The following is an 11,375-nucleotide window of genomic DNA, read 5'->3' on the forward strand; positions in this document are numbered from 1 at the left end:
GCTCCTACTCCGCCGCGATGCTGAAGGGCGAACTGGCGAGCGCCTTCTTCTTGGCTTCGACGTCGATGTTGTAGAGACGCGCGGCGTTGAGGCCGAGGATCTTCTCCTTGATCTCGTCGGTCAGTTGCACACCACGTTCGGCGGCGATGTCCTCCGGGATCTGGTAGGCCCAGAACTTCTCGACCAGCCAACGCGGCGTCCAGATCGCGTAGTCGGAACCGAACAGGATCTTCTCCGGCCCGAGCCAGAACAGCAGTTCGGCGATGACCTCGCCGAAATAGCGCGGGCGGGAATGGATGAAGGGCAGCGCTACCGCCAGGCCGCCATAGACATTGGTTTCCTGCGTCGCGATCCAGCAGAAATCGTCGAGGCGCGGCAGGCCGCAATGTTCGACGATCCAGTTGAGGTTCTGGAAATCTGTCGCCGCGTGGTCGACGTCATGGACGTCGAAGGCATCCTTGCTGAGCGGGATGATCGTCGGGCCCTTGTGGACGTGGATGTTCCTGATGCCGAGCTTGTCGCAGAGTTCGAAACACTTGTAGGCATCGGGATCGGTGAGCTTCCAGCCCTTGGAAGCGCCGTTCCATTCGGCCGTGTACATCTTCACGCCCTTGACGTTGTAGGTCTCCTTGAGGAAGTGGATGTATTCGAGCGCCTTCTCGCCGTCGCGCGGATCAAAGGCGCCGTTGACGATGAAACGCTCGGGATAGCGCTTGGCCACCTCGGCGTTGCGCTCGATCGTGTTGAAGCCGTTCTTGTAGAAGTCCTTGAGATAGGTCGACTGCACGATCGCCACGTCATCGGGACCGTCGATGAACAGGTCGCGATAGAGATCGTCGGCGCTGTATTTCTCGAACTTGCTCTTCTCCCACAGCTGTTCCTTCGGGCTCAAGCCCGTGTGATAGGCATAGAAGCATTCGATGAACTGCTTGCCGTGGATATTTTTCTGGTTTTCCGGGCTGCCGTCCCAGAAATGGGTGTGGCCGTCGACCACGAAAATGTCCTTGCCTTCCGGTGTCCTGTACATACTTGCCTCCACAATGATCGCGTTGACGGGTCGGCGCGCCGCATGCAACGGCGCGCCAGATTTTTGGGGGCGGCTATTCGATGTATTCGAACATCTCGTCCATATTGCCGAACAGGATTACGGTGTTGTCGTCGACGCGAACCATGCGGCCGTAATGGGTGGAGGTGTTGACCTCGAAGGTCTCGGCCGAAATCTCGCGGCCGAGATATTCGCCGATCGCATCCATCTTGAAGATCAGCTTGCCGATGCCATCAATGCGGATCAGCGCCGGCTGGTAGGTGATGGTCACCCCCGGCTTCTGGCCCATGAATTCGGCGATGGCGCGAGCCTCGACCGAGTCGTTCATGGTGACGCCGCACTGGTGCGAAATCGTCTGCTCGAAGGTGATGTCCTTCATCGCCTTGAAGATGTTGGAGTGCGTTGCGTCGCGTGCTGCTAGTGACATGACGATTTCTCCTGTTTCAGCGCTTGAGGCCGAGTTCGCCGAGGATCTGGCCAATCCGCTCTTCGGATTTGGCGCGGACATCGGCGAAGGCGACCGGCTTGGAATGCGGCATCGACCAGATCGGCTGCAGGCCGGTGGCTGCCTTGTCGGCGAGCGCGCCGTGCTTCTTGACCCAGCCCTGGAAGAGCTTCTTGTTGGCGGCGCCATGCTTCTCGTCATTGGCGAGGAGATGCATGAGGTCGATCGTGTTGGCGAGGTTGCGCTCGTAGTCGGCCTCGGCCGCCGAGATCACCGCCGGCGTGATGAAATCGTGGTTTGCGGCGGCGATCTGCATCAGGAAGCCGGAGCGGAAGACTTCGCCCACCAGCGGCTCGAAGATGATGTTGATGGCGAAGTACTGCTCGAGATAGTCGGTCGCGCCCATGATGGTCTCGACCGCCTCGCGCGTGCCTTGCCAGTTCTTGTCCTCGAGCCAGGCCTTCTTGCCGAGTTCGTCGTCCCAGCCGGGCAGGTCCATGCCGATCTCGGCGAGATAGAGCGTGATGTCCTGGGCCAGCCGCAGCTTGTAGGACGAGTTGGTCAGCGTCGCGTTGTTGATCATCTGGGTGTAGCCGTAACGCTGCGCCTGCATCAGCGAGGTGCCGAGCCCGAATTCGGCATGTTTCCAGGCGCCGAGCTGCGTCTGCAGGATCTTCACCCAGGCCTTGTCGAAGGTCTTCGGCGTGCCCGACTTGCGCGCATTGTTGATGACGCTCTGCACCATGGTCTCGATCTTCGACTGGCGCTGGTAGTGCGTGCGCTCCCATTCCTGGTCGGGCGCGCGGAAGGCGTGCCAGTTGGAACTCTGGGCGGCGGTGTTCTGCTTGACATAGGCGCCCTTGCCGTCGGCAAAGGAGATGATCCAGTCCTGGATCAGGTAGCGTTCCGGGTCGGGCTGAACGTCGACCGTCATGTCCTCGTAGTGGGTGGCGCGCTGGCCTTTCGGGTCGAAATACCGGTATTTCCGGCTGTCGGAGTCGGCGAAGATCGCCGCGCCGGCGGCTCCGGATCCGACTGAACTCGAGGTTGCAGGCATAGTCTCTCTCCCTTGTTGCAGTTGTGGTTGGCCGTGCGTGGCCGCACTCAATGGGCCGGCGTTGCACCTGCCGATGTGGTGAACTTGTCGAAGAAGATCCGCTCGGTTTCGAAGCCGTTCATGAACAGGACCGGCTGCAGCGCATCGATCATCGGCGGCGGGCCACAGGCATGGACATCGCCCTGCCCGTCGACCGCCAGTTGCTTGAGCATGGCGTCCACACTCTGGTGCACGAAGCCACGTTCGCCTTGCCATTCGGCGTCGTCATTGGCGTGCGACAGCACGGGAATGAAGGTGACGTCGGAATGCTTGCCGACCAGCTCGGCGATCCTGTCGAGATAGAACAGGTCGTTGCGGGTGCGGGCGCCGTAGAAGAAATAGACCGGACGCTTCTCGCCGCTCTTCAGGTGATCGTTGAGGATCGACCAGATCGGCGACATGCCCGAGCCGGCGCCGACCAGGATCAGGGGTCCTTGCCGTTCGTCGCGGCGGAAACAGGTTCCGTAGGGTCCGACGACGGTGACTTCGGCTCCGGCTTCGATGCCTCCAGAATCGAGTTCTCCGGAAAACTTTCCCTCAGGATATTTTTTGATGATGAAGGAGAGTTTTTCGGTTTGGTCCGGCGTATTTGCCATGGAGAACGAGCGCGTAATCGTCTCCCCTTTTTGCGTGGTAACCGTGATGTCGACATATTGCCCCGCCCAGAACTTCATTGGGGAGCCGAGTTCGATCTCGATGCCGCGAATGTCGTGGGTCAGGTGCTCGATCCGAGCAATCCGGCCCTTGTACGTCTTCACGGCGATCGCTTTCGCCAAAATCTCCTCGTCGTAGTTGAGGAGCTCGACTTCCAGGTCGGAGAAGGCGATGCAGCGGCACAACAGGACGTGCCCGCTCTCCTTCTCCATGTCGTTCAGCGCGAAAGTCGAGTATTTCAGCATGTCGACTTCGCCTTCGAGCAACACGCTTTTGCAGGCCGAGCATTGCCCTTCCTTGCAGCCGTGCGGCAGGGCAATGCCCTGGCGGAAGGCGGCGTTGAGCACCGTTTCGCCATGCTCGACGTCGAATTCGACGCCAACCGGGCTGAGCCTGACCGTGTGGGTTTCCGACATACGGACCTCCAGTGAAAGGAAGGGGCGGGACCAACCCGCCCCCCTTTGGCCTGATCAGTTACAGGGGGTGATGGTGAAGCCCTTGGCGTACTCCGCCAGGTGCTTCTCGCGGTCCGCGGGCGACATGGCACGCAGCGCGTTGAGCGGCGACCCGAGCTTGTTGCCGCGCACATCGTCAAGCGTCCACATCTCCTTGTCGTCGAATCGCAGATGCGGCTGCGGAACCAGCGTCTTGCCGTCGGAACGGACGAAGTTCAGGTCCTTGATCGCGTCGGCCAGATCCCAGCCGTCATAGAGCGTCTCCCACTCGCGCTTGCCGCTGAAGCGGCCCATCGCGGGCGTCGGACGACCCTGATACTCGTCGGCGAAGGCGACCGTTGCGGTCCACTTGTCGAGCTCATGGGCGAAGGTGTGAAGCTGGCCGTCGATTTCGCCGACCACCATGTCCTCGCGGATCAAGCAGGGGACGAGGCAAGACCAGCAGCGGTGCGGATAGACGTAGCCGACGTCGCTGTTGAACAGCAGCACCTTCTCGCCCTTGTGGCTGAGCTTGGCGTACCATTTCCAGAAATCGCCGAACTCGGCGTACCAGCCTGGATATTTGTGCTCGAACCACTCGAAGTCCTTGTCGGTCTGGGCTTCGATGCGCCAGAAATTGACCGGCCAGCCGACCGCGAAGAACTGTCCTACCTTGTGAACATAGTTCTTCTTGGTGATGCGTTCCCAGGCCGCCTGGACGTCGTCGTGATGGACCTTGATGCCGTATTTCTCGAGCGGCAGCATGTAGGTGCGATAATAGTCCTCATAGATCCAGCGGTGCCACATTTCCGCGTAGGATTCCTTGTTCTTGTCGCGGTTGGTGGTGCCGTATTCGATGAAGGTGCCGATTGCCGCATCGACGATCGCATGGTTCTGCCAGAAGGCGTAACGCAGGTCGCGCTCCAGCAAGAGGTGGTTTTCCGGCTCCTTGAGTGCTGCCATCAGCAGCGAGTGGCCATTGCCGATATGCCGGCTCTCGTCGGACTGCACCGACAGGAAGACGGTCGGCAGCGCGTAGTCGCCGTTGCGGGCGGCCTCCGAAGGCATGGCGACGAACAGCGTGTTGGTGAAGGCGGTCTCGGCGACAACGGTCAGGTACATGCAGGCGGCGGTCATGGTGTCGCCGGTGATGAAACCTTCGGCGAACTGCCGGCCGATGGTGGTGGCGTAGCACTTTCCGAAAGCTTCCTCGGTGATGTCGAAGCCGGCCGGATCGATGTAGTTCTCCATGTACCATTTCTTCAGATTCATCTGGATGGTCGAGTGGCGGAACTCGTCGATCATCTGCATGGTGAAACCGGTCCGCAGTTCCTCGCCAGGTGCGATGCGGGCGACCATCGCCATCGAGCGGGCAGCCGAAATTTCCGGGAAGGGAATGATGGCCAGGAAGAGCTTCATCCACTCGACCCAGCGCGGCTCGACATTGCGGAACATGTCGCCGCGCAAGGCGGCATCGAGCGCGCCATAGACGCGGTTGTCCTTCTCTTCCTGCATCGGGAAGTAGGACCGCAGGACCTGCTTCATCGGGTCGCGCGGCGTCTTGTTGATCTTGTAGTCGGTCGGAAACGTCATCGCTTCCTGGACGTAGGAAGGATTCCAGCCGAGATCGGCAATCTTCTTGGTCGCCTCGCCGACGGAGATTCCGCGTTGCGAGGTAATCTTGTTGAGCGTCAGAGACGTCATGGTCATAAGCCTCCACCAGGTTTGAGCCGCGGGTCCCTTGACCCCGGCATGAAGCGGCAAGCACCGCCAGTGAGAGTGCGAGCGGCATGACAAAGCGTTGCGCGTCGAGGCGCGACCCTAGGTCCGGCCGTTCAAGTGGATCGGGGCAAAGGTTTCGAGGCGTATGACAGGGAGCCGCAGCGCCAACCGCATGTGCGATGGGCGTATCGAAGCGGTTCTGCTTCCTCCGTTCCTTCGTTCTTTTGGCACCGCGTCAAGCGCGATGGGCTTCTTGTGAAAATGAACAGTGCAAGCGTCGTGCCAGTTTCGAAACAGCCTGATGGCTGGCGCTCAAAGCAAAATTGCCGCTCTTTCGGCTCGCGCCCCGGCAGCCAACTGTAACGTTCTTTTACAGTTGTAACTTACGCCTGTAATATTTGCCGTATATTCGCACGCGCAGCATATTTAGTTAGCAATTGCAGCAAATCCCAAAACTCATATTTCTGTTTAACTATTCGTCTATCTCTACTATTTGACGGTCATGGGCACGCACAGGCCTAACGCTGGAGAAGGACCATGCCGAACGATAGAGACCGAAGGGAACCGCCCGAGCCAATATCCAGCCATGCCGATGGCGTCACCGGCGATCTCGTGAAGCTGATGCCGCGCGACCTGGTCTTCGTTATGCGCTTCATGGGCGAGAGCCAACACCGCCTGCAGAACCATTTCCAGGACTTCATCAGGGCCGAGCTTGCCGCCGGCGGCGTCACCACAAAGACGCATCCGATGATCCATCTGTTCATCGAAAGCCATGCGATCCTGCTGCGCGACTTCGTGTTTTCCGGGGTTTCGCTGACGCGCCAGTTCCGTGTCGAAGAGATCGAGCGCCTGACCGGCGATACGACATCGATGATCCGCGTCGACATCTGGGACCAGCTCAAGAGCCACATCGAGACGGCAGAAAAACAGTTCCAGTCGCAGGCCAGCACGTTGCCCAAATTGCTGTCGGCCTTCGAAAAACCACCGCAACCTTTGAAGAGCGAAAAATGACCGGAGGATCCCACACAGCCCGGCGTGACGCGCTGCTTGCTCGCCGGCTCGACCTCGTCGCCAGCGTCTCGGCGCTTACCGCGGAAGCACTGCGCCTCAACCAGAAACGCGCCGGCATCGAAATGGACGTGCTGCGCCTGGAACTCGAAATCGGCAGAAGCGGCGCCACCGAGCAACTGGTGCGGGACTTGCATGAGGCAGGGCAGAACGCGGCGGCGATCACGCAGGCGTGCGCGGCTTGCGAGGACCGCATCATAGCTGCGGAAGGCGATGTCGAGGACGTCGACCGTAAGCTTGCCGCAGCGGCGAACGAGGACTGATGGGAGAGACAGCATGAACCAGCAGACAATGCAGAACCTGACCTTGTTCGACCTTCTGGGCCGCAGTTGGCAGCGGCCGTCGGCGGTCGCCGATCTGCGCTTCAGCGCCGACGGCTCGGCTGTCGCTTTCACCGCAGTCGACGGAACAATCGCCATTGCCGCGATTGCGGATCACGAGCCGCCGGAAGCGCGGATCAGGGTGAGCAACGATCTCGGCCAGACGACGATCCGCCCGAGGGAAAAGCCGCCAGTGCCATCGGTTGCCACGGCGGCATTCGGTGACGCCGACGTCCCGCTCGCCACCTATGCGCCTTCCGGCTTTCTCGTCGGCGCGGCCAGCGGCGAAGTGCTGCACATGACCGCCGGCGGTGACGTCGCAGCCGCACTGCTGAAGATCGACGGACGAGTCGTCGCCATCGATCACAGCGCCAAAGCGGATATGACGGCTGTCAGCAACGGGCATGATGTCTTCCTGTCGCACGGCCAAGGCGATGCCACGCGGCTGGAACGCGATGTGACATCGTCGACATATGCCCTTGCCTTCTCGCCGGGCGGGCGGCGACTTGCCTGCAGCCTTGGCGAAGGGTTGTCGATCTGGGTGGTCGAAGGCGACGCCGCCTTGATACGCGACATCCCCCTTTCCGCGCGCCCGGTGTCGATCCGCTGGAGCAAAGACGGCACCTGGCTGGCCTGCGGGCTCGAAACCGGCGGCTTTGCCCTGGTCAGTCTGGCTGATGGAAGAGCAGACCTCGTTGCAGGGTTTCCATCGCCGGTCCGCACCGTTTGCTGGAGCCAGCCGGCGAATGCGCTCTTTGCCTCGGGCGCGTTCCGGATCGCCGGCTGGTCGATGACCGCCCCGCCTGTTGGCGGCGAAACCTCGGGTGCGCTGGAGACAGGCCGCACCGGGCTGGTTCTTGTCGAGGCGGTGGCGGCACACCCGGAGAAGAAACTGATTGCGGCGGGCTACGCCAACGGCCGTATCACCATCGCCCAGATCGGCTCGCGCGACGAACTCCTCGTCAGGCCTTTGGGCAGCGCCGTCACCGCGCTTGCCTGGTCCGGCGACGGCAGACACCTCGCGTTGGGTTCCGTCGATGGCACCGCCGCGATAGTCACCTTTCCCGCGCAGATGTTCAAATAGCGGACGCAGCCCACATGAAACAGGAGGATCACATGCAGACCGAACTCACCGCAGGGGACGAGAGCAAGGACGAATTTTTCGAACGGCTGGCCAAGCTGTCGGAAGAGATGGTGGCCAAACACGGCAAGGATTTCAGTATGGGCGCTTTGGTGCTTGCCGCCCGCTGGATTGCCGAGAACCGTGTTGGTCAATTGAAGACCAACTAGAAGGCGGGACGTCACTGTCCGGCGCATGCTGCTGCTCCTCAACGTAAGCCTGACAGCCTTCTCGCCTCCTGTCAGCCAATCGCGCCGGGTTGAGATAAGGTCGGCGCGGCCTTGCGGCGGGGCCAACCAACGAGTTTGCCCGAGCGCGAGACCGCGCCAACCCCGATTTCAAAATGATGCAACGGCCGACCAGTCGCGGGAATCCAGAACCACTGCCAAATGGCGCGCTGCCGCACATTCCAGGATCAGTTCTTCCAGTTCAACAGCGGTCAGCTTGGTCCCTGCAGTTTTCCGGACGATCCTGATCGCATCCGCAATAGAAACGGGCGCTCCCTTCCCTTGATCATCGAGGTAGCGGCCGATCTCGATCACTGCGTCGGCGTCAACGTTCTTCGGTAAGTCGCGCATCGCCTTCATCCCCCGATACGAGAACTAGTCTTACTTGATCCAAAGGCAAAACCCGCCCGACCGTAGCCGAGACGGAGTATAGATGCGCTGGCGCCTCACGCGTGGAACGAGGCCAGTATGATGGACTTCTCTTTCCTGTACGGCACGCTGCTGACGCTCCTGACCGGTGTCCCGCTGACGCTGCAACTGGCGGTTTCGTCTGTAGCGCTCGGAACTGTGCTAGCCATCGTGCTGGCTCTGGCGCGCTTGTCCGGGCTGACCCTTCTGGCCTGGCCAACCCGGTTTTACGTCTTCGTGTTCCGCTCCACCCCGCTGCTTGTGCAGATATTTCTGATCTACCATGGTCTCGGCCAGTTTCCGGCGATCAGGACGAGCATTCTTTGGCCGATTTTGCGCGAGCCCTACTGGTGCGCCCTCATTGCCCTGAGCCTGAACACTGCTGCCTATTCGAGCGAGGTTATTCGCGGCGCTCTGCTGTCGGTTCCCACGGGACAGATCGAAGCGGCACGCGCCTGCGGGATGCGCACCATCGTGCTCTACCGGCGGATCGTCTTTCCCCTTGCCCTGCGTCAGGCACTGCCAGCGTACGGCAACGAGTTCATCCTGATGGTTAAGGCGACGTCGCTGGCATCGATCATCACGTTGATGGAGGTGACGGGCCTTGCCGCCAAACTCATCTCCCAGTCTTTCCGCGCCATCGAAAATTCTCGTTGTTGCAGGTGCGATCTACCTCTTGATCAACTTCCTCGTCACGCGGCTCCTCCAGTGGGCTGACTACGGTCTGACCGGTCATTTGAGGCTGCCACCGGTGCCCGCCGACGCGCAAACAGGTGCACGATGACAAAACCACATCAACCGGCCGTCAGCGTGAGCGGGCTTCGCAAACGTTTCGGCAATCTGGAGGTTTTGAAGGGCATCTCCCTGGAGGCCAGGGAGGGAGACGTAGTCTCGATCCTTGGTTCTTCTGGATCGGGAAAGTCAACTATGTTGCGCTGCATCAACATGCTGGAAATTCCGGATGAAGGGCGCATAGAGGTCGGGGGCGAAACAATCCTGCTCGAGAAAAAGGGCGGGAAGACGCGACCGGCAGATCTGCGGCAGCTCCAGGGAATACGCGCTCGCGTCGGCATGGTGTTTCAAGGGTTCAATCTTTGGTCTCACATGACAATCCTCGAGAACCTGATCGAGGCGCCCATCCACGTCCAGAAGCGTCCTCGTGCGGAATGCGTGGAAGAGGCGGAGGCGATGCTGGTCAAAGTCGGGATTGCCGATAAGCGCAACCACTATCCGGCCCACCTGTCCGGCGGCCAGCAGCAACGTGCGGCCATTGCGCGCGCGCTTACCCAGCGGCCCAAAGTTATGCTGTTCGACGAGCCGACCTCGGCGCTCGATCCCGAACTTGTCGGCGAGGTCTTGCGCGTCATGCGCGCGCTTGCCGAAGAAGGCAGGACGATGCTTGTGGTAACCCACGAGATGGGTTTCGCCAGAGATGTCTCCAGCAAGATCGTATTCCTGCACAAGGGTCTGGTCGAGGACGAAGGACCGCCAGGCGAGCTCTTTACTGCCAGCCGATCGGACCGCTTCCGACAGTTTCTGGCCGGTAGCAACGGCCAGGGCCACAGCTAGGTTAATCGTGCCCGCGTCGTGCGCGGCGTGGCCAGGAGAAGGCTCGTCTCGCTGCCCGTTATGCCGGCTATGAGCCGGATGCGCCGTAGCACCGCGTCGAAATCCGTCAGCGATGCGGTCCCGAGTTCGACCACCAGATCCCAGCGGCCATTGGTGGTGTGGATGGTCGAGACTTCAGGGAAGCCGCCCAGTGCCCGCACCACGCGGTCGGCGGCATGGCCCTCAATCTCGATGAGCATGATGCCGCGGATCCGCTGATCGACGGCGTCGGCGCGCAGGACCACCGTGTAGCCTATGATCTCGCCGGACCTTTGCAGCCGCTCCATGCGCGCCCTGACCGTGGCGCGCGAGACACCGAGATCGACGGCGAGATCCGACACGCTCCGCCGCGCATCATGCCGCAGCAAGGTCACGAGCCGTTCGTCCAGTGCATCCATCGGGCTACCATTTTGGTCAATTTTGCTGCCATCACGATAAACAATGCTTCTCGGATTGCCAATTCTGCCTGTTCATATCGCCGCCTCGCCATGATCTCCTTGCGCTCATTCGAAATTGGGTCGCGGAACAGACAATGCGTTGCAGAATCGTTGGGGCGCCGGTGCAGGATGGCGCCGGCAGAATGGGATGCGAGATGGGGCCGAGTGCGCTCAGGACCGCCGGACTTGCTGAAGTGCTGTCCGGCCTCGGCCACGCTGTCGAGGATATGGGGGCCGTCCAGGCAACTCCGGCGAGGCGCGTCGTGCATGGCAATTTGGCACTGAAGGCCTTGCCCGAGATATCAGCCTGGACATCCGCGATTGCTCACGCCGCCTATGCCGCGAGCGAGGACGCCATGCCTATCTTTCTCGGCGGCGACCATTCGATATCCGCCGGGACCGTATCGGGCATAGCCCGCCGCGCTGCCGAAGCCGGACGCCCGCTGTTCGTGCTGTGGCTCGACGCGCATCCGGACTTCCACACGCTCGACACCACCGCCAGCGGCAATCTGCACGGCGTTCCGCTCGCTTACGCCAGCGGCCAGCCAGGTTTTAGCGGCTATTTTCCGGATCTGCCGGCTGCGGTCGATCCCAAGCGCATCTGCACCATGGGCCTGCGCAGTGTCGACCCGGCCGAGCGCCACGCGCTCAACCAGGCGGGCGTGACCGTGCACGACATGCGCGCCATCGACGAGCATGGCATCGCGCCGCTGCTGCGCGCCTTTCTGGCGCGGGTATCTGCAGAGGACGGGCTGCTGCATGTCAGCCTCGACGTTGACTTCCTCGACCCG

Annotated in this window: 13 protein-coding genes and 1 pseudogene; 7 read left to right on the forward strand and 7 right to left on the reverse strand. The window is 61.2% G+C overall.

Annotated elements, in window-relative coordinates; all coding sequences use genetic code 11:
* Positions 1–4 precede the first annotated feature (4 nt).
* The 5 genes from NKI20_RS28180 to NKI20_RS28200 all read right to left on the reverse strand — a co-directional run bounded on the left by NKI20_RS28180 (position 5) and on the right by NKI20_RS28200 (position 5,384).
* Positions 5–1,027, reverse strand: a complete 1,023-nt coding sequence (locus NKI20_RS28180; protein WP_023760301.1) for an amidohydrolase family protein — start codon at positions 1,025–1,027, stop codon at positions 5–7.
* A 73-nt stretch (positions 1,028–1,100) separates the two neighbouring features.
* Positions 1,101–1,472 carry an MmoB/DmpM family protein gene (locus NKI20_RS28185; protein WP_352836609.1) on the reverse strand — a complete coding sequence of 124 codons (372 nt, stop codon included), beginning with the start codon at positions 1,470–1,472 and terminating at the stop codon, positions 1,101–1,103.
* 16 nt (positions 1,473–1,488) lie between these two features.
* Positions 1,489–2,547 (reverse strand): aromatic/alkene monooxygenase hydroxylase subunit beta, encoded by a 1,059-nt coding sequence (locus NKI20_RS28190; protein WP_352836612.1) that lies wholly within the window; start codon positions 2,545–2,547, stop codon positions 1,489–1,491.
* 47 nt (positions 2,548–2,594) lie between these two features.
* Entirely contained in the window at positions 2,595–3,656 is a 1,062-nt protein-coding gene (locus NKI20_RS28195) for an NADH:ubiquinone reductase (Na(+)-transporting) subunit F (protein WP_023760298.1), read from the reverse strand.
* Between the two features lie 54 nt (positions 3,657–3,710).
* On the reverse strand, positions 3,711–5,384 hold the full coding sequence (locus NKI20_RS28200; protein ID WP_023760297.1) for an aromatic/alkene/methane monooxygenase hydroxylase/oxygenase subunit alpha: 1,674 nt from the start codon (positions 5,382–5,384) through the stop codon (positions 3,711–3,713).
* Positions 5,385–5,933: 549 nt separating this feature from the next.
* Between NKI20_RS28200 and NKI20_RS28205 the strand changes: the two genes are divergently transcribed.
* Genes NKI20_RS28205 through NKI20_RS28220 form a run of 4 tightly spaced genes read left to right on the forward strand, consistent with a single transcriptional unit; the run spans position 5,934 to position 8,074 of the window.
* Complete coding sequence (locus NKI20_RS28205) at positions 5,934–6,407, forward strand: hypothetical protein (RefSeq protein WP_352836616.1); 474 nt, start codon at positions 5,934–5,936, stop codon at positions 6,405–6,407.
* The gene (locus NKI20_RS28210) at positions 6,404–6,727 is read left to right on the forward strand and encodes a hypothetical protein (RefSeq protein ID WP_352836619.1); all 324 of its coding nucleotides are present in this window, start codon (positions 6,404–6,406) and stop codon (positions 6,725–6,727) included. Before NKI20_RS28205 ends, NKI20_RS28210 begins: the two co-directional genes overlap by 4 nt.
* A 13-nt stretch (positions 6,728–6,740) precedes the next feature.
* The gene (locus NKI20_RS28215; RefSeq protein ID WP_352836621.1) at positions 6,741–7,868 is read left to right on the forward strand and encodes a WD40 repeat domain-containing protein; all 1,128 of its coding nucleotides are present in this window, start codon (positions 6,741–6,743) and stop codon (positions 7,866–7,868) included.
* Positions 7,869–7,900: 32 nt separating this feature from the next.
* A complete protein-coding gene (locus tag NKI20_RS28220) occupies positions 7,901–8,074 on the forward strand; it encodes a hypothetical protein (protein WP_352836624.1) in 174 nt (57 codons plus the stop codon).
* Between the two features lie 168 nt (positions 8,075–8,242).
* On the opposite strand, the gene NKI20_RS28225 is transcribed toward NKI20_RS28220, so the two are convergent.
* Complete coding sequence (locus NKI20_RS28225) at positions 8,243–8,482, reverse strand: hypothetical protein (RefSeq protein WP_156938575.1); 240 nt, start codon at positions 8,480–8,482, stop codon at positions 8,243–8,245.
* A gap of 120 nt (positions 8,483–8,602) precedes the next feature.
* Between NKI20_RS28225 and NKI20_RS28230 the strand changes: the two are divergent.
* Positions 8,603–9,323 (forward strand): annotated as a pseudogene (locus NKI20_RS28230) (ABC transporter permease).
* Positions 9,320–10,108, forward strand: coding sequence for an ABC transporter ATP-binding protein (locus tag NKI20_RS28235; protein ID WP_352836627.1), 789 nt, complete (start codon positions 9,320–9,322; stop codon positions 10,106–10,108). The pseudogene NKI20_RS28230 and the gene NKI20_RS28235 overlap by 4 nt, the downstream one beginning before the upstream one ends.
* Here NKI20_RS28235 and NKI20_RS28240 read toward each other — a convergent pair.
* Positions 10,105–10,545 (reverse strand): Lrp/AsnC family transcriptional regulator, encoded by a 441-nt coding sequence (locus NKI20_RS28240; RefSeq protein ID WP_023760289.1) that lies wholly within the window; start codon positions 10,543–10,545, stop codon positions 10,105–10,107. The two genes, NKI20_RS28235 and NKI20_RS28240, sit on opposite strands and share 4 nt — an antisense overlap.
* 134 nt (positions 10,546–10,679) lie before the next feature.
* On the opposite strand from NKI20_RS28240, the gene NKI20_RS28245 reads away from it, so the two are divergent.
* Positions 10,680–11,375, forward strand: a 696-nt coding sequence (locus tag NKI20_RS28245; protein ID WP_352836630.1) for an arginase family protein, incomplete at its 3' end; no start/stop codon positions are given.

The organism is Mesorhizobium sp. M0830 (assembly GCF_040319965.1).
Lineage (GTDB): Bacteria > Pseudomonadota > Alphaproteobacteria > Rhizobiales > Rhizobiaceae > Mesorhizobium.